17 protein-coding genes are annotated in these 17,309 nt (G+C 40.7%); 11 read left to right on the plus strand and 6 right to left on the minus strand.

Annotated elements, in window-relative coordinates; genetic code table 11:
- The first annotated feature begins 545 nt into the window (after positions 1-545).
- The 4 genes from psbB to AC012T_RS24525 all read left to right on the plus strand — a co-directional run bounded on the left by psbB (position 546) and on the right by AC012T_RS24525 (position 4,889).
- Positions 546-2,075: a photosystem II chlorophyll-binding protein CP47 gene (gene psbB, locus AC012T_RS24510; protein ID WP_487061600.1), complete on the plus strand. Its 1,530-nt coding sequence runs from the start codon at positions 546-548 to the stop codon at positions 2,073-2,075.
- A gap of 120 nt (positions 2,076-2,195) precedes the next feature.
- The gene (locus AC012T_RS24515; RefSeq protein ID WP_027401293.1) at positions 2,196-2,300 is read left to right on the plus strand and encodes a photosystem II reaction center protein T; all 105 of its coding nucleotides are present in this window, start codon (positions 2,196-2,198) and stop codon (positions 2,298-2,300) included.
- A gap of 310 nt (positions 2,301-2,610) precedes the next feature.
- Positions 2,611-3,684: a 30S ribosomal protein S1 gene (locus AC012T_RS24520; RefSeq protein ID WP_487061603.1), complete on the plus strand. Its 1,074-nt coding sequence runs from the start codon at positions 2,611-2,613 to the stop codon at positions 3,682-3,684.
- 473 nt (positions 3,685-4,157) lie between these two features.
- Positions 4,158-4,889: an HAD family hydrolase gene (locus AC012T_RS24525; protein WP_487061605.1), complete on the plus strand. Its 732-nt coding sequence runs from the start codon at positions 4,158-4,160 to the stop codon at positions 4,887-4,889.
- A 117-nt stretch (positions 4,890-5,006) separates the two neighbouring features.
- Here the strand turns inward: AC012T_RS24525 and AC012T_RS24530 are convergent, their stop codons facing one another.
- Together AC012T_RS24530 and AC012T_RS24535 are read right to left on the minus strand one after the other, a co-directional pair.
- Complete coding sequence (locus AC012T_RS24530; RefSeq protein ID WP_487061607.1) at positions 5,007-5,219, minus strand: hypothetical protein; 213 nt, start codon at positions 5,217-5,219, stop codon at positions 5,007-5,009.
- Positions 5,209-6,075 (minus strand): shikimate dehydrogenase, encoded by an 867-nt coding sequence (locus AC012T_RS24535; RefSeq protein ID WP_487061609.1) that lies wholly within the window; start codon positions 6,073-6,075, stop codon positions 5,209-5,211. Before AC012T_RS24535 ends, AC012T_RS24530 begins: the two co-directional genes overlap by 11 nt.
- A gap of 198 nt (positions 6,076-6,273) precedes the next feature.
- On the opposite strand from AC012T_RS24535, the gene AC012T_RS24540 reads away from it, so the two are divergent.
- Positions 6,274-7,056, plus strand: coding sequence for an ABC transporter ATP-binding protein (locus tag AC012T_RS24540; RefSeq protein WP_487066752.1), 783 nt, complete (start codon positions 6,274-6,276; stop codon positions 7,054-7,056).
- 67 nt (positions 7,057-7,123) lie between these two features.
- Complete coding sequence (locus AC012T_RS24545; protein WP_487061611.1) at positions 7,124-8,713, plus strand: MlaD family protein; 1,590 nt, start codon at positions 7,124-7,126, stop codon at positions 8,711-8,713.
- A gap of 61 nt (positions 8,714-8,774) precedes the next feature.
- Here AC012T_RS24545 and AC012T_RS24550 read toward each other — a convergent pair whose 3' ends face one another.
- Positions 8,775-9,071 (minus strand): DUF3288 family protein, encoded by a 297-nt coding sequence (locus AC012T_RS24550; protein WP_487061613.1) that lies wholly within the window; start codon positions 9,069-9,071, stop codon positions 8,775-8,777.
- Positions 9,072-9,304: 233 nt separating this feature from the next.
- Between AC012T_RS24550 and AC012T_RS24555 the strand changes: the two genes are divergently transcribed.
- Positions 9,305-11,746, plus strand: coding sequence for an ATP-dependent Clp protease ATP-binding subunit (locus tag AC012T_RS24555; RefSeq protein ID WP_487066754.1), 2,442 nt, complete (start codon positions 9,305-9,307; stop codon positions 11,744-11,746).
- 132 nt (positions 11,747-11,878) lie between these two features.
- On the opposite strand, the gene AC012T_RS24560 is transcribed toward AC012T_RS24555, so the two are convergent.
- A complete protein-coding gene (locus tag AC012T_RS24560; RefSeq protein ID WP_487061615.1) occupies positions 11,879-12,040 on the minus strand; it encodes a hypothetical protein in 162 nt (53 codons plus the stop codon).
- Between the two features lie 403 nt (positions 12,041-12,443).
- Between AC012T_RS24560 and AC012T_RS24565 the strand changes: the two genes are divergently transcribed.
- Positions 12,444-13,346 carry a hypothetical protein gene (locus AC012T_RS24565; RefSeq protein ID WP_487061617.1) on the plus strand — a complete coding sequence of 301 codons (903 nt, stop codon included), beginning with the start codon at positions 12,444-12,446 and terminating at the stop codon, positions 13,344-13,346.
- A 123-nt stretch (positions 13,347-13,469) separates the two neighbouring features.
- Here AC012T_RS24565 and AC012T_RS24570 read toward each other — a convergent pair whose 3' ends face one another.
- Positions 13,470-14,069, minus strand: a complete 600-nt coding sequence (locus AC012T_RS24570) for a DUF1802 family protein (RefSeq protein ID WP_487061619.1) — start codon at positions 14,067-14,069, stop codon at positions 13,470-13,472.
- 79 nt (positions 14,070-14,148) lie between these two features.
- On the opposite strand from AC012T_RS24570, the gene AC012T_RS24575 reads away from it, so the two are divergent.
- The 3 genes from AC012T_RS24575 to AC012T_RS24585 all read left to right on the plus strand — a co-directional run bounded on the left by AC012T_RS24575 (position 14,149) and on the right by AC012T_RS24585 (position 16,306).
- Positions 14,149-15,108 (plus strand): aldo/keto reductase, encoded by a 960-nt coding sequence (locus AC012T_RS24575; RefSeq protein WP_487061621.1) that lies wholly within the window; start codon positions 14,149-14,151, stop codon positions 15,106-15,108.
- 485 nt (positions 15,109-15,593) lie between these two features.
- Positions 15,594-15,911, plus strand: coding sequence for a hypothetical protein (locus tag AC012T_RS24580; RefSeq protein ID WP_487061623.1), 318 nt, complete (start codon positions 15,594-15,596; stop codon positions 15,909-15,911).
- Between the two features lie 74 nt (positions 15,912-15,985).
- Positions 15,986-16,306, plus strand: coding sequence for a hypothetical protein (locus tag AC012T_RS24585; protein WP_487061625.1), 321 nt, complete (start codon positions 15,986-15,988; stop codon positions 16,304-16,306).
- Between the two features lie 65 nt (positions 16,307-16,371).
- On the opposite strand, the gene AC012T_RS24590 is transcribed toward AC012T_RS24585, so the two are convergent.
- Complete coding sequence (locus AC012T_RS24590; protein WP_487061627.1) at positions 16,372-17,268, minus strand: alpha/beta fold hydrolase; 897 nt, start codon at positions 17,266-17,268, stop codon at positions 16,372-16,374.
- Positions 17,269-17,309 lie beyond the last annotated feature (41 nt).

The following is a 17,309-nucleotide window of genomic DNA, read 5'->3' on the forward strand; positions in this document are numbered from 1 at the left end:
ATACAGTAAGCAAATACAGTCTTTTCAATCTACTCTTCGCCGATTGCCAGAATTTCTATTCGTCACCTCAGCCTAAAATAAAACTTGTAATTTCTCGACAAGCGATCGCTCAGTAAACCCCCTGTTTATTCTTATGCGATGATATTATGGACTTAAAATAACTTCAGCAAATCCCTGTGATTCACATGATAAACAGCAGTATTTTGGGGATTGGTAGCGATATTTGAGCCACAAACTAGGTAATTGCATTTATTGAGACGCTTGCAAAGAGTCCCATCAATAGTTACACTTTTTAAAATATTCTCATTTTTGCTTGGCGATCGCATAGCCGCTCAAATAGGTACTTCCCAAAAGTTCGCAACTCCAAGGAAATTTAACTATGACAGCGGATCAGCTATTGCTAAACCACGGACTTATCTGTGGTAAAACTCAAGACTGGCAATAACAAAAAACTCAGAGAGTTCTCCAAGAAACGACTATCGTTTCTGAGAACCTCAGTAAGAAAATTGCTTTGTAAACTAACTCATCTAGGAGGATTGTAGTCAATGGGACTACCCTGGTACCGAGTACATACAGTTGTTCTGAACGATCCAGGTCGGCTGATTTCTGTACACTTAATGCACACAGCCCTAGTCGCTGGCTGGGCTGGTTCAATGGCATTGTATGAACTGGCTATTTACGATCCCAGTGATCCAGTTCTCAACCCCATGTGGCGGCAAGGGATGTTCGTACTACCCTTCATGTCACGTCTAGGTGTTACCGAATCTTGGGGTGGTTGGAGCGTTACTAGTGGCGCAGCAGTCGATCCTGGCTTCTGGTCATTTGAAGGCGTTGCAGCTGCTCACATCGTTCTTTCCGGTTTGTTATTCCTCGCTGCCGTTTGGCACTGGGTTTACTGGGATTTGGAATTATTTAGAGATCCTCGCACAGGCGAACCTGCTTTAGACTTGCCAAAAATGTTTGGCATCCACTTGTTCTTGTCTGGGTTACTTTGTTTCGGTTTTGGTGCATTCCACCTCACCGGACTATTTGGCCCTGGAATGTGGGTTTCTGATGCCTACGGTGTCACTGGTAGCATCCAAGCAGTAGCACCAGAATGGGGACCAGCCGGGTTTAACCCGTTTAACCCTGGTGGCGTTGTCGCTCACCACATAGCTGCTGGTGTTGTCGGTATTATTGCTGGTTTATTCCACCTCACAGTTCGTCCACCAGAAAGGCTCTACAAAGCCCTACGGATGGGTAATATTGAAACAGTACTTTCTAGCAGTATTGCAGCGGTATTCTTCGCCGCTTTCATTGTTGCTGGAACAATGTGGTACGGTAACGCTACCACCCCCATTGAACTGTTTGGCCCAACCCGTTACCAATGGGATCAAGGCTACTTCCATGAAGAAATTGAGCGCCGTGTGCAAACAGATGTTGCCCAAGGTGCTACCCTCGCTGAAGCTTGGGCAAAAATTCCCGAAAAACTGGCTTTCTACGATTACGTAGGCAACAGCCCCGCTAAAGGTGGTTTGTTCCGTACAGGTGCAATGGTTAACGGTGATGGTATTGCTCAGTCTTGGCAAGGACACGCAGTATTTAAAGATGGTGAAGGTCGAGAGTTGACTGTACGTCGTCTACCTAACTTCTTTGAAACCTTCCCAGTGATTTTGACTGACGCAGATGGTGTTATCCGCGCTGATATCCCCTTCCGTCGGGCAGAATCCAAGTATAGCTTTGAGCAAACAGGCGTTACTGTTAGCTTCTACGGTGGTAATCTGAATGGTCAAACCTTTACAGATCCTGCTGATGTCAAGAAGTATGCCCGTAAGGCTCAAGGTGGAGAAATCTTTGAATTTGACCGGGAAACTTTAAAATCTGATGGTGTATTCCGTACATCTCCCAGAGGCTGGTTTACCTTTGGTCACGCTGTATTTGCCCTCCTATTCTTCTTTGGACACCTCTGGCATGGTTCTCGGACAATCTACCGAGACGTGTTTGCTGGTGTAGAAGCAGATCTAGAAGAGCAAGTTGAGTGGGGTCTATTCCAGAAATTGGGTGACAAATCAACCCGTCGGAAAGAAGCTCTCTAACTCTTAGGGAATTGGGGATTGGGACTGGGAATTAGGGAAAATATACTTCCTCATATCCCACACCTAATCCCTGTCCTTGGTACACTAATATTACCGGCTGGATAAACAGGAACTCGTAATATGGAAAGTGTTGCATACATCTTGATTTTGACTTTGGCAATAGGCGTTCTCTTTTTTGCGATCGCATTCCGCGAACCACCCCGCTTTGAGAAAAAAGAAAAATAGATTCCTATTACCATTTACCTGAGAAGTCAGGTAATCTAAAGATTCTATCCGTTGCAACCTAGAATAGGCGGCAACGGATAATCTTGCGAATATCTTTTGCTAAACTTATCAGGCTACAATTGTCAACTGGTGAAAAACTTTTTGATATGTGATATAATTTCCTATCTGGAAGTTGATATGTGTGAACCTAGCTCTTCTGAGCTAGTATGAACAAAGGTGTAAGTGTAAACTTCTTTTAAAAAAGCCCTTGCATACACATTGTTAATTGTGGCAAAAACTTGACGGAGAACAGAACCAGGAACAAATCAGCATGGTCAATCAGAACTTAACCGCTCCAGAAATTGGATTTACTCACGAAGATTTCGCTGCTCTACTCGATAAGTACGATTATCACTTCAGCCCTGGTGATGTTGTACCAGGTACAGTTTTCAGTATAGAGCCGCGCGGCGCTCTGATTGACATCGGTGCTAAAACAGCAGCATACATACCTATACAGGAAATGTCTATTAACCGGGTGGATAGCCCGGAAGAAGTCTTACAATCAAACGAAACACGGGAATTTTTCATCCTCACTGATGAAAACGAAGATGGTCAGCTAACCCTTTCCATCCGTCGTATTGAATACATGAGAGCATGGGAAAGAGTACGGCAGTTACAAGCAGAAGATGCTACTGTCCGTTCTGGTGTGTTTGCTACTAACCGTGGTGGTGCATTGGTACGCATTGAGGGACTACGCGGCTTTATCCCCGGCTCCCACATCAGTACCCGCAAACCTAAAGAAGAATTGGTAGGGGAAGAATTACCCTTAAAATTCCTAGAAGTAGATGAAGAACGTAACCGCTTAGTTCTCTCTCATCGTCGCGCGTTGGTTGAGCGGAAGATGAACCGCTTGGAAGTTGGTGAAGTAGTAATTGGTACTGTTCGCGGTATTAAGCCCTACGGTGCATTCATCGACATCGGTGGTGTTAGCGGACTGCTCCACATTTCTGAAATTTCCCATGAGCATATTGACACACCTCACAGCGTGTTCAATGTCAATGATGAAGTGAAAGTGATGATCATTGACTTGGATGCAGAAAGAGGAAGAATTTCTCTATCTACCAAGCAGTTGGAACCAGAACCCGGTGACATGATTAAGAACCGTGATTTGGTCTATGATAAGGCTGAAGAAATGGCAGCTAAGTATAGGGAACAGATGTTAGCTAAACAGCAAGGTATCACTGCTGCACCTGTGGAAGCAGCTGTAGATGCTGAAGCAGAAGCAGAAATTCCCTCAGCAACTGAAGAAGTTGAAGCAGTAACTCCAGCAGAAATTGTAGCTGAAGCGGAAACTCCCGCAGAAGTTTTAGCTGAAGCAGAAATTCCCGCAGCTACTGAAGATTAATAAATTCCTAGTTGTAATTGCTTGCAACTAACGATTATCAAAGTGTTTGATTAAGAGGGATTTTCCCTCTTTTTTTTATCACTGATTTAACGGATTTAAGTATTTCACGGAATGAAGGATCTTTCGTAAATGACAGACCTTTACACGCGCTAAGTTTTCTTTGCGATTTTTAATCCCACGTGAGTTCGACATAAGATAATTTGTGGAAAACTCGCCACAAGTAGGAGTCTCAAACCCTCATTCTCTCGTTGAAAAAATCATAACTCCGTTCGCGTAGCGTCTCCGTTCGGCGAAGCCGTGCCGTAGGCATAGGAGAAACTCCGTTCGCGTAGCGTCTCCGAAGGAGAAACTCCTAACACCGAACTCACGTTAATCCCCATTGTAAAACTTAATTACGAATTACGTAAAGTCCTTGCGGGCATAACTGCGCTTAGGGTGCAGACTATTGGAAGCACTATTACAATTTTTTTATTATGGCGACTATTCAATGTAAAAACATCAAGTTTTCTAATATTCAAGCAATTTTATTTGATAAAAATGGTACTTTAGAAGACTCAGAAAGTTATTTGCGATCGCTCGGACAAAGAGGAGCGCGGATGATAGATGCTCAAGTTCCCGGTATTGGGGAACCCTTATTAATGGCTTTTGGGATTAATAGCGATAAATTAGATCCTGCCGGTTTAATAGCCGTAGCCAGTCGTCGAGAAACAGAAGTTGCCGCTGCCGCTTACATAGCAGAAACTGGTAGAGGCTGGTTTGAATCTTTAAAAATCGCCCGTCAAGCTTTAGCAGAAGCTGATCAATATATTGACAAAACTCCCTCACCTTTGTTTGCAGGTAGCTTGGAGGTTTTAAAGTCCCTATCAGCAGCAGGGTTAAAACTGGGTATCCTCTCAGCAGCTACAACCGAAGATGTGCAGAAATTTGTCAGCACTCACCAGTTAGGGGATTATCTCCAACTAGAAATGGGAGTTGATGAGGGGCCGAGTAAACCAGATCCAATCTTATTTTTGCAAGCGTGTCAAGCTTTAGGGGTAGAACCGGGAGCTACTTTAATGGTAGGTGATTCCGTTGGCGATATGCAAATGGCGCGTAATGCTCAAGCAGCAGGTTGTATAGGTATTACTTGGATTGGTAATTCCGGTAATGTTAAGGGTGCAGATGTGGTGATTAATCAACTTGATGAAATTCAGGTTGTAATCTAAGGAGTCAGGAGTCAGAAAGAAGAAAGAAGAAAGAGGAAAGGGAGAATTTTTGCATAAGTCCTAATGTTATCTATGTAAGGATTCAGGATACAGAATGTTTGATATGGCAGGGAACTCTTAACAGAAGAGAAAAATATCCTTCTTCCTCCTGACTCCTGACTCCTGACTCCTGACTCCTGACTCCTGACTCCTGACTCCGAACTCCGAACTCCGAACTCCTGACTCCGAACTCCTGACTCCGAACTCCTGACTCCTGACTCCTGACTCCGAACTCCGAACTCCGAACTCCGAACTCCGAACTCCGAACTCCTGACTTAATCTATAACCCAAGATGATTTTTTAGTGCTTGACGCATTTCGGTTACAGGTACATTTTCCTGTTGTAACCAGATTTTTAATGCTGCTGCACCTTGTTGAACTAGCATTTCTAAGCCATCAATGGGAATAGCACCTTGTTTTTCTGCTAGTTTAAGAAACTGAGTTGGTTTAGGTATGTAGATCAAATCATAAGCGATCGCATCTGAAGGTAAATCTACCATCTCCTCTATACTTAAAGGTGACTCATTGACGTGGGGATACATCCCTACAGGAGTTGTATTCACTAACAGATTTGCTTGAGGAATTAACTGGGGTAATTTTTGCCAATCATGCACTTGAAATTTATCTGCAAAGGGTGAATTTTGCCAACTTTGCCGAAATTCTGTTAACTTTTGCAAATTTCGCCCCACCACATGAATTTCAGCCAAACCTAGCTGAATACAACCTGCAACAACTGCTCTCGCTGCACCACCATTACCTAAAATTACTGCTGTTTTTTGACTCCAATCTTGGTTATATGTGGTTTGTAAAGGAGCAATAAACCCTTCTACATCTGTGTTTGTACCCACCCAGCCGTTCCCTTGACGAGTCACAGTATTGACTGCACCGATCGCTTGAGCAATAGGAGAAATTTCTGTTAAAAAAGGTAATATAGCCTGTTTGTGGGGAATTGTGACGCTAAACCCGACAACACCAATAGCAGTAAAACCAGCAATCGCAATTTCTAAATTTTCTGGTGCAATAGGAAAAGGCAAATACACATAATCTAACCCCAATTTCGCCAAGGCCGCATTGTGCATCACCGGGGATAGAGAATGCTCAACAGGATGCCCAATTACTCCTAAAAGTTTAGTTTTGCCGCTAATCATAAGTAAATCAACTTTTCTAGCCTTGACTCCAGCAACAATGTTTATTGTCTCATGTCATTACTCTTTGGTGTAAAGATAACGGTTGTGAACTGTAGACCACCAGGATTACTATGACTTTGGGACACAATTCATTACCAATTACTCATTACCATGACTAATGACCATTCGGCTGAGGCTAAAGACGGAAGCCAATCACCAATGATCGAACCGTTAATTGTACTGAAAGGTATTTCTAAAACATTTGGTAAAAATAAGGTTTTAGATGATGTCGATTTGACAATTTATCGAGGGGAAGCACTGGCAATTATTGGCCCTTCAGGAACTGGTAAATCGACGATTTTAAGAATAATTGCGGGGTTATTACAGCCCGACGAAGGGGAGATTTATATTCAAGGGGTAAAACGAAATGGGTTGATTGAGGATGGAACTGATCCTGTGGGAATTGGAATGGTATTTCAGCAAGCAGCCTTATTTGACTCGTTGACAGTAGAAGAAAATGTTGGATTTTTATTGTATCAAAACTCAAAGTTAGAGCGATCGCGCATTCGCCAACTAGTCAACGATAAATTAAATGTGGTGGGTTTACCAGGAATCGGTCATCTTTATCCCTCAGAACTCTCTGGAGGAATGCGAAAACGGGTCAGTTTTGCCCGTGCAATTATGTCCAACCCCGATAGCCCCGCAGACAGTCCAGAAGTTTTATTGTACGATGAACCCACAGCCGGACTAGATCCCATAGCCTCAACGGTGATTGAGGATTTAATTCGCAGTTTACAATGTACCCAAGGTGTTTGTAGTACATACTGTATTGTTACCCACCAAGAAAGCACCATTCGGCGTACCGCTGACAAATTGGTATTTCTTTATCAAGGTAAAGTGCAATGGCAAGGTAAAGTAAGTGAAATAGATCACACTGAGCATCCTTTGATCAGACAATTTATGAGCGGGAGTATACATGGGCCGATTCAGGTAGTCGGCTAGATCAATGTTGGGTGACTGTCAACATATTGAAACTCACAAATCATGACTAGTTTTTGGGTGGAAAAAAATGCGAGGTTTAATTAGCAAATTCACGTCTACACGAACATTGAGAGAAGGCTCTGTGGGATTGTTATTCCTACTGGGTTTAGGCGCATTTGGTGCCATTCTCTTGTGGTTGAATCGAATTAGCCCCGGACGCAATTCATATAAAGCAGTAGTGGAATTTGCTAACGCCGGCGGAATGCAAAAAGGTTCACCAGTTCGTTATCGTGGTGTTAAAGTCGGTAGTATTTCCAAGATAGCAACGGGAGCAAATGCCGTTGAAGTGGAAATTGAAATTAACAATCCTAACTTACTGATTCCTTCTGATTCGGTTATTGAAGCAAATCAGAGTGGATTAATTAGCGAAAGTATTATTGATATCGTACCCAAAGCCACCTTGCCCACTGGGACGGATATTTCTAAACCTCTAGACAAAGATTGTAATCCCAGCCTGATTATTTGCAATAACACTAGTACCTTAAAAGGTCAGATTGGTATCAGTGTCGATGATTTGATTCGTCAATCAGCTAATTTTGCTAATCAATACAGTAACGAAAAATTTTATCAAAATATTAATCGAGCTTTAGAAACTTCTGCTGATGCGGCTTCTAGTGTCGCTAACCTTAGTCGAGAACTCCAGAGTGTCAGCAAAACCTTTAAAGGACAATTAGGTATATTTTCTGGTACGGCTGTTACAGTCCAAAGAGCCACCAATGAACTGACAGCGACTAGTACAAAAACTGCCAATCAATTAGGTGCAACAGCAAGCAATTTTAGTGTGACTGCTAAACAAGCAAGTCGGTTGCTCAGTAACTTAGATGACTTATTAACTACAAACCGTTCTTCTCTAGTCGGTGCTTTAAACAATATCACCCAAACCAGCAACCAACTACGTCAGACAGTCACCAGTTTATCACCTGCGGTTAATCGCCTGACAGAAGGAGAATTATTAAAAAATTTAGAACTTCTTTCTGCTAACGCCGCCGAAGCTTCAGCTAATTTGAAGGATGCTTCTAAAAATTTAAATGATCCTAAAAATGTCGTGCTACTACAACAGACTCTAGATTCAGCTAGGGTGACATTTGAAAATACACAAAAAATTACATCAGATTTAGATGAATTAACAGGTGATCCTAAGTTCCGGCAAAATCTCTTGCAACTAGTAAATGGTCTTAGCAAGTTGGTATCTTCGACACAAGATGTACAGCAGCAAGCAAAGGTAGCTGTTACCTTAGACTCTCTCAAAACATCTTTGAATCAAACAAAAGTTATCACCCCAATCCAGAAAGCATCTGTAGATAAATCCCCAGTTATACCTCCAACTCCAACCCAGAAAGCATTTGTAGATAAATCCGTAGCTAAATCCAAAGTTGTCATCCCCACCCCAACTTTGAAAGAATTTGTACTTCAGACAGATTTAGAAATTTCTACACCACCCCAGGAAAAAGCAGTAAGTAAACTTGAAACCTTACCTGCTAGTGTCGAAAATCCTATTGAGAGTGTAGAAAACAACCCCCAAAATCCTATTTCAGTCACCCCCAAGCCATCCGAAAAACAGCTATTGCAACAGTTGCGGGAACACAGAAAACAGGAAGCAGGGGAGACGGAGAGATGAGGGGAATATTTATCTTTCACCTTCTTCCTGGCTCCTGACTCCTGACTCCTGCCTTCTTCCACTAATTCCAATCTTGTTCTTCTTTTTTGCCACGACTTTTATAAATGCCGCCCACATCATGGAGTTGGCGAGTTTTTTCTAAAAGTTCAATTTCCGTTAAACCCCAGTGTTGCAAAACTTTATCTAAGTCTTTTTGGATGTCCCGTGCGCCTGGAAAGCCCTGATAACGAATTTTCAGCCTAGCCAATTCGGCCAAATTGTAGTCCGTTGGCTCTTGAGAGAGTAAAATATCAATAAAGGGGCGATCGCGGTTGTAAAGGGGATGTTGTTGGTCTTTACTTCCTGAAAATTCTGTCATAATTCTTACAACTTATTAGGATTTGGGATTGATCAAGATTTGAGGCTGAAGAGTCCCCGAAAATAGCCATAGTTGGCTAATGACGGCAACTACACCCTAGCTCATACGGCTCTCACCACTGCCATTCAACTTTAAATAAAGATACATTGTCTTTAAGAAAATACAAGAAACTTTAGATGAGGGTGAACTTTATATCACCCACAGCCCAAGCAGCAAGGGAGCAAGAACCCGCTATGTTTGAACACTTCACGTCCGAAGCCATTAGGGTAATTATGTTAGCTCAGGAGGAGGCACGCCGCCTGGGACACAATTTCGTAGGAACGGAACAAATTCTCCTGGGTTTGATGGGAGAAGGAACTGGCGTTGCGGCTAAAGTGCTGGCTGAGTTGGGCGTTACCCTCAAAGATGCGCGTCGGGAAGTAGAAAAAATTATTGGACGGGGTTCTGGTTTTGTTCCACCGGAAATTCCTTTTACACCCAAAGTAAAAAGTCTATTTGAGCAATCCTTTAGAGAAGCTCATAGTCTTGGACACAACTACATAAACACTGAACATTTATTGTTAGGTTTAACGGAGGCTGGCGAAGGTGTCGCTGCCAAAGTGTTACAAAATCTGGGAGTAGATTTGCACGCTGTCCGTTCGGCTGTGATTAGTCGTTTGGGTGATGATGTCGCTGTTCTCGCAGGTGGTAGTAGCCCCAAACGCAGCAAGAACCTAAGTATAGAAGAGTTTGGCAGAAATCTCACCAAACTAGCTCAAGAAGGTAAGCTTGACCCTGTAGTTGGTCGCCAGAAAGAAATTGAGCGCACTGTCCAAATTTTGGGTCGCCGGACAAAAAATAACCCCGTCTTGATTGGGGAACCAGGAGTTGGTAAAACTGCGATCGCAGAAGGTCTAGCTCAACGTATCATCAATCAAGATGTCCCTGAAGTTCTACTCAACAAGCAAGTCATCAGTCTTGATATGGGGTCTGTGGTTGCTGGAACTCGTTTCCGTGGAGATTTTGAGGAACGCCTCAAAAAAATCATGGAGGAAGTTCGCACCGAAGGCAATATCATCCTCGTCATTGACGAAATTCATACCTTAGTTGGTGCGGGTGGTACAGAAGGCGGTTTAGATGCAGCAAACATCCTCAAACCAGCTTTAGCCAGAGGTGAACTCCAATGTATTGGTGCAACCACCTTAGATGAATACCGTAAGCATATCGAGCGAGATGCAGCTTTGGAGCGTCGTTTTCAACCAATTTTGGTCGGGGAACCAACGGTAGAAGAAACCATCCAAATTCTCTACGGTTTGCGCGGTGCTTATGAACAACACCATAAAGTACATATTTCTGATGCTGCGGTAGTAGCTGCGGCTGAGTTGTCAGATCGTTATATTAGCGATCGCTTTTTACCTGATAAAGCCATAGACTTAATTGACGAAGCTGGTTCCCGCGTGCGCTTGCGTAACTCTCGCACCTCCACCGACAAGGAACTCAAACGCGAATTAGTTGGTGTCACCAAATCAAAAGAAGAAGCAGTCAGACTCCAAGACTTTAAAAAAGCTGGTAAACTGCGTGACCAAGAGGTAGAAATACAGACCAAACTCTACACCGAAGAAACTGAACAAAACGCTAAAGCCCCAATAGTTGACGAAGAAGACATTGCTCAAATCGTCGCTTCTTGGACTGGCGTACCAGTTAACAAACTGACAGAATCAGAATCAGAGTTACTGTTACACCTAGAAGACACTCTGCATAAAAGGCTTATCGGTCAAGAGCAAGCCGTTACATCTGTTTCTCGCGCTATCCGTCGCGCCCGTGTCGGCTTAAAAAATCCTAACCGACCCATAGCTAGTTTTATATTCTCTGGGCCTACTGGTGTTGGTAAAACCGAATTAGCCAAAGCCTTAGCCGCTTACTTCTTTGGTGCTGAAGAAGCCATGATTCGCTTGGATATGTCCGAGTACATGGAAAGCCACAACGTTTCTAAGTTGATTGGTTCTCCTCCAGGTTACGTTGGCTACGACGAAGGTGGACAACTAACCGAAGCCGTGCGGCGCAAACCATACACAGTGGTGCTATTCGACGAAATCGAAAAAGCACACCCTGATGTATTCAATATGCTGCTGCAACTCTTGGACGACGGACACCTCACCGATGCAAAAGGTCGGAAAGTGGACTTCAAGAATACATTAATTATCTTAACTTCCAATATTGGTTCTAAGGTAATTGAAAAAGGCGGTATGAGTTTAGGCTTTGAATTTGATAATCAAGCCGACGCTAGTTATCACCGTATTCGTAACTTGGTAAACGAAGAACTAAAAGCTTACTTCCGTCCAGAATTCCTCAACCGTCTTGATGATATTATCGTCTTCACTCAACTCAATAAAGCAGAAGTCAAGCAAATTGCTGACATCATGCTCGTCGATGTTGCTAGTCGCTTGACAGAAAGAAAAATTAAACTCGAAGTTACCGAAAGCTTCAAAGACCGGGTAGTAACTGAAGGCTACGACCCCAGCTATGGCGCTAGACCCTTACGTAGGGCAATTATGCGCCTGTTAGAAGATTCTCTGGCTGAAGCACTCCTTTCTGGTCAAATTGGCGAGGGAGACACAGCTATAGTTGATATTGATGATGATGGTCAAGTGATAGTGAGAAAAACAGAAACACGCGAGTTACTTACTGTTAGTTAACGCTGGTTAAATCTAAATACCATCTCAAAAATAATTTTTTTTGGGGTAAGGGGTAAACCTTTACCCTTTTGCTTTTTCTCAAAAAAATTTAGGTGGGAGTTTGCAGCAAATTATAAAAATAAAATTCACACCCTAATAGTCATTATCAGCCACACAAATACCTTTACATTTAATACCGTTCGTAGCAGTGCGTTGACAATGAGAACAGAGAATTTCTTCGTTTTCTGTTTCTTTATTTTTTATACTATTAATTGGCTGTAGCTTGTCTTGTTCGCTCTGGGGTTTTTCATTCATAAGAATAGTAGAATTTTTTGCTGTTTAAATTTTACAAACACTGTAGGTTGGGTTGAATAAAATGAAACCCAACAAATTTATCAACAACAGCCATAATGTTAATGTTGGGTTGCGTTCCTTAAGCTAACCTACAAGATTAGCGATCGCACTATAACTCATTAGACCTCTTGCACAATTGTTTCTGTGGTAAAATTGAATGTTTTAGGTTTTATGTATATTTGGGTGTTGTTGCGAGCGCAAATTTAAAGATAGGCGTTTAATTCTAACTTTTGGCTAAAATTAAGGCAAACCTCTACTCTAACATAAAATGAATTCTGCAAGAGGTCTATTAAGCAACCTTCGAGGTTAGTGTTAGTATAATTTTAATCTACAAAAAGTGATGTTATAAATCTTATTGGTTGATATGGAAACTATAAAATACCAATACGCTATTAACTCAACTGGTAAAACTATAAATGTTGATAGCTTAATTGCTAGTCCAGAAGTGAGAGGTAAAGAATTCAAGTGTATATCATGCAGTAATATCCTAATTCCTATCTTGGGAAAAAAAAATAGAAAGCATTTTCGCCATAAAGTAGATATTGAATGTTCTCCTGAAACTTACTTGCACAAATTGGCAAAGCTCAAATTTCACGAAATTTATAATACTTGTTTGCAAGAAAATAAACCTTTTTGGATAGAAATTAACTTTACTAAATACTGTAGCTTTTACAAGGAAGAATTTTTAGTTCCCTGCATTTTCAGTAAGGGTAAACATAAATTTGATTTAACTCAATACTTTCAAGACATTAAGTTAGAAGCCAAAGATGGTTCCTTTATTCCTGATTTGCTACTTACTAGTGAAAAGGGAGAGAAGATTTTTATAGAAATAGTAGTAACTCATAAGTCTACGCTGGAAAAAAGGCAATCAGAACAGCGTATTATTGAATTAAATATCAACAATGAACTTGATATTAAGCCGATTAATGATCAGTTTTTATCAGAAAATGATAAGATAGATTTCTGGAATTTTAAGAGGAAACAGACAAAAGATTTCTGTCAGGGTATATGTATTCATGGGTTAAAAAGTAAAGTAAACTCTCATAAAAATATTGATAGTAATACTTCTCTATTATTGCTTTTATATAAAAATTGTTTTTTCTGTCGCCATCATAGAATAATTGTTTACAAAGGAAAAGATATACCTATATACTGTCAAATTTTTAAACAAAGATTTCATGCAAAAGAAGCGGATAATTGTCCAAATTACCTGCCAGATGATAAATTTATTGATAATTTATATTTAATTCAAATTTGTGAGGACTGAGGGTATACCCATTTTATCGGTTGGTGTGATCGCTACGCTCACCAAAGCAAGCGCATTTTGACACAGATAAAACATAAAACCTCTGTTTGCGCCTACTCTTCTCTACGAGACGCTAATACCTGCTCAAAAAGATGCTGCGTACAATTTATCACCGATAATGCCGCGAATAGTCTCAACTAGTTGAGTGTAGACAGCATCAGATAAAACTGGTTGAGAGCCTTGCAAACGCACCTGTTGATCTAAATCAATCCATGATTTACAACCACCATATTCATCTAGATAAGGAATATCCTGGGCTTGGGGTAGCTTGTAAGTACGTAGCAAAAGGATATATAGCGGCTGACGTGGTTTCCATTTTAAGCGATCGCTAATAAAATACTCATTCCAAATATGAAAGGGAAGTAAATCCCCCACAATAGACTCATCAACAACTGGCAAAATATCCGTAATTTCTGCCCAACTACCAATGCGTATTGTTTCTGGATGCCAACCTGAAGTTACTGGATAGACCAGATCCGCATACTCAGCCTTAAGCATAAAAGATTGTTGATGCTCGTAAGTAGGGTATAGCAAAACCTGCTCATGGGCAACTTGAAAGCGTCCCTCCCGTTCATGGATACCGCCTTTACGAAGCAGCATAATCGTTTGGCCGTCTGCCAACGCATTTACGGCCACAGCCCATTCCTTAAGAGCATGAAAAGTGGTAGTCAATTCCATGAGCATCTACTTTGACTCTGATTTAATTTCAGTCTAAGACGGTTAAAGTATAAAACTAGTCAGGGAAATAAATTTGAGAAAAACCATGAAAAAACGCACACTGGGTACATCAACCGTAGAAATCTCGCCTATCCTCATGGGAACTTGGCAAGCTGGAAAAAAAATGTGGGTAGGAATTGAAGATGATGACTCAATTAAAACCATCCGTGCTGCCTATGAAGCCGGAATTACCACAATAGATACCGCAGAAGTTTATGGTGAAGGACATTCTGAACAGATTGTAGCTAAAGCTTTATCTGACGTGCGGGATAATGTAGAGTATGCCACAAAAGTTTTTGCAAATCATCTCAAATATCAACAAGTAATTGAAGCTTGTGAGCGTTCCTTAACAAACCTGAAAACAGACTACATCGACCTTTATCAAATTCATTGGCCATCTGGTGCTTTCAATAGTGAAATTGTGCCAATTGCAGAAACCATGAGCGCCTTAAATTACCTCAAAGACCAATGGAAAATTCGAGCCATTGGCGTTTCCAATTTTTCCCGTGACCAAATCGCAGAAGCCTCCCAGTATGGACGTATTGATAGTTTACAGCCAGCCTATTCTCTATTTTGGCGGCAGGTAGAAAAAGACGCTATGCCCTATTGCATTGAAAACAACATTTCTATTCTGGCTTATTCGTCCTTAGCACAAGGATTGTTAACTGGTAAATTCCTCCCAGGGCATAAATTTGACCTAGCCGATAACCGAGCTAAAAATAAGTTATTTCAAGGCGAAAACTTTGAACACGCTCAACAAGCCTTAAATGAACTTAGCCTCATAGCCGAAGACCATAATTGCAGTCTGGCTCAGTTAGCACTAGCATGGTTAATCGCCCAACCCCAAACAAATGCGATCGTTGGTGCGCGTTATCCTGAACAAGCTATAGCCAACGCTCAAGCCATAGAAATTAAACTTTCTGCCGAAGAAGTTGCAGCAATAGACAGTATTGGGCGCATTGTTACTGACAATCTGGATGATCAATCAGTTATGTGGAATTGGTAATTGCTAAGAGGTGATTGGTAATTGGTAAACTTCTCATGTTCCCTATTCCCTGTCACCTATTTCTTCTATTGCTAAATTAAACGAAATATCAACTTTAGTAAACAAATAATTGCATCTCAACTACCCGGTGCTAGATTAGATTCATCAGGACACAAAGCAAGTTACAACCAACCCAATGGGCAATGACTTAGTGTCCCCTGTCAGCAGCCCAAGCAAGTTTTAGCATATAGGAACTAAAGTGGCAAAACGACCGTTTTCAAGGTCGAGCCAAATCCCTAAGCGGAAAAACAGAAAAGTGCTGGACTTGCTCCTTTGTCCACCTTAGTTATTAACAATCAATTACTTAACTTTAACAATTTGAAACTTTTGAATTCGCTAGAACCTGGTCAACCCTGACCAGGTTTTTAGATTTTTATAGTATTTTTTATATCTGATTTTATTTGCTGTTGGAATATATCCAAGTTAATACCATACTGGAGCTTTAAATGGAAAAATCTAGTTTTTTGTGGAAGATGACAATAGCTATAATTCTAGCTACATTTTCTTTTTCCTGTGAGGAAAAAATTGATAGAAAAACTCTACCAGCAAAAGCTGCTGAAAAACTTTACCCCAAAACCAATCTTATTTACGGCGATTTTATTATTAATGAGACTTCAGATTATATCATGATTCCAGTTAAACTCATTGACCAGGATAATGATAAGGAAATTGATTTAAATCTTTCTCGTTCTTATCAAAGGGAAAACAAGTTATATAATATAATTTTTTATCAGAAAAAACTGGTGAAAATCATCTTTTATTAAATAAAAAAGCGGTTATTAATTCCTTCGATTTATTAGAAATCAAATTAACAGGAAAACCAACAACAAGATTTTGGTTGTATCAAATTATTGACCAAGATACAAATAACGATGACCAAATCAACAATCAAGATGCCATTGTTGGCTATATTTCGGATTTATCAGGTAAAAAATTGCAGCAAATCACTCCCAATAATACCAAAATCGTTAATTGGATAGCGCTTGCTAGTCAAAATGCAATTTTTCTAAAAATTATCAAAGATAGCAATCAAGATAAACAATTTACAGAAGTAGATCAAACAAACTTTGTCAGAGTTAATCTTGACCAACCTGATATCGGCACAGAGATTATTAGTGAACAAATAGAGAAAGATATTAAAAGTTATGTTCTCAAATAAAATAATTATTTATTTTCAGGAAAAATATCCCTAAATCCTGATATTTGATCACAACAGATTTGCTCTTATTTAGTCAGAGATAAAGCCCAATTACGTAGCAGTGGATTTACTTGATCAGGTGCTTCATCATGGGGACAATGACCAGCATTTAGGAAATATTCTGTTAACTGGGGATAATATTGATGGAATTTTTGAGAACGTTCTCGTGCTTTCATCCAAGGATCTGCTTCTCCCCATAATAACAATAAAGGACAATTTAATTGCTTGAGTAAAATATCAACTTTTTCTCCTTGGGGAGTGCTAAAAACTGAAACAAATACATCTAAAGCACCTGTATCATAAGCAGGACGCTGAATTTCTTCTACTAATTGATTTGTAATTGCAGTTTTGTCTAAATAAACTTTTTCTAAGGTGCGTCGAATTACCCAACGTTGTCGCACATACTGAAATAATAAAGACTGGAATAAACGTTGTTTAAAAGCCCATTTGACAGTTTTACCGAATAGTTGCTGTACAGGGTTTTTAGCAGGCTGAATTTGGCTTTGTAGTGCTTCTGGTTGAGAAAAAGGGCCTGCACTATTGAGTAAAACTACACCAGCAACACTATCAGGAAATTGAGACGCAACACATAAACAAGCATAACCACCAAGGGAGTTACCTGCTAATACTGCTTTTTCACCAATGACTTCACTAATAAAATCTCGCAGTTGGTCGCGCCATAGATCACCACTGTACTGTAATTTAGGTTTTGCTGAACGTCCAAATCCTAAAAGGTCAATAGCAAATACTTGAAAATCTACAGAGAGTCCGATAATGTTCTTTCTCCAATGGTCTGTGGAAGCACCAAAGCCATGTACTAAAAGCAAGGAGGGACGCTGGGATTTTTGTTCTCCTGCTTGTACGTAGTAAACTTTGTGTCCGCGCCATTGCCAGTATTGTCCAGATATTGGAGTTGTCTGCATATTATAAAGAAATGTTACAAGTTAATAATAATAATAGGACT

This window comes from Anabaena sp. EIM26 (assembly GCF_057568715.1).

What these genes read in the sequence shown, in the direction of transcription:
- psbB (WP_487061600.1), top strand. Translation starts at nt 546, where the DNA reads ATGGGACTACCCTGGTACCGAGTACATACAGTTGTTCTGAACGATCCA.
- AC012T_RS24515 (WP_027401293.1), top strand. Translation starts at nt 2,196, where the DNA reads ATGGAAAGTGTTGCATACATCTTGATTTTGACTTTGGCAATAGGCGTT.
- AC012T_RS24520 (WP_487061603.1), top strand. Translation starts at nt 2,611, where the DNA reads ATGGTCAATCAGAACTTAACCGCTCCAGAAATTGGATTTACTCACGAA.
- AC012T_RS24525 (WP_487061605.1), top strand. Translation starts at nt 4,158, where the DNA reads ATGGCGACTATTCAATGTAAAAACATCAAGTTTTCTAATATTCAAGCA.
- AC012T_RS24535 (WP_487061609.1), bottom strand. Translation starts at nt 6,075, where the DNA reads ATGATTAGCGGCAAAACTAAACTTTTAGGAGTAATTGGGCATCCTGTT.
- AC012T_RS24540 (WP_487066752.1), top strand. Translation starts at nt 6,274, where the DNA reads ATGATCGAACCGTTAATTGTACTGAAAGGTATTTCTAAAACATTTGGT.
- AC012T_RS24545 (WP_487061611.1), top strand. Translation starts at nt 7,124, where the DNA reads ATGCGAGGTTTAATTAGCAAATTCACGTCTACACGAACATTGAGAGAA.
- AC012T_RS24550 (WP_487061613.1), bottom strand. Translation starts at nt 9,071, where the DNA reads ATGACAGAATTTTCAGGAAGTAAAGACCAACAACATCCCCTTTACAAC.
- AC012T_RS24555 (WP_487066754.1), top strand. Translation starts at nt 9,305, where the DNA reads ATGTTTGAACACTTCACGTCCGAAGCCATTAGGGTAATTATGTTAGCT.
- AC012T_RS24560 (WP_487061615.1), bottom strand. Translation starts at nt 12,040, where the DNA reads ATGAATGAAAAACCCCAGAGCGAACAAGACAAGCTACAGCCAATTAAT.
- AC012T_RS24565 (WP_487061617.1), top strand. Translation starts at nt 12,444, where the DNA reads ATGGAAACTATAAAATACCAATACGCTATTAACTCAACTGGTAAAACT.
- AC012T_RS24570 (WP_487061619.1), bottom strand. Translation starts at nt 14,069, where the DNA reads ATGCTCATGGAATTGACTACCACTTTTCATGCTCTTAAGGAATGGGCT.
- AC012T_RS24575 (WP_487061621.1), top strand. Translation starts at nt 14,149, where the DNA reads ATGAAAAAACGCACACTGGGTACATCAACCGTAGAAATCTCGCCTATC.
- AC012T_RS24580 (WP_487061623.1), top strand. Translation starts at nt 15,594, where the DNA reads ATGGAAAAATCTAGTTTTTTGTGGAAGATGACAATAGCTATAATTCTA.
- AC012T_RS24590 (WP_487061627.1), bottom strand. Translation starts at nt 17,268, where the DNA reads ATGCAGACAACTCCAATATCTGGACAATACTGGCAATGGCGCGGACAC.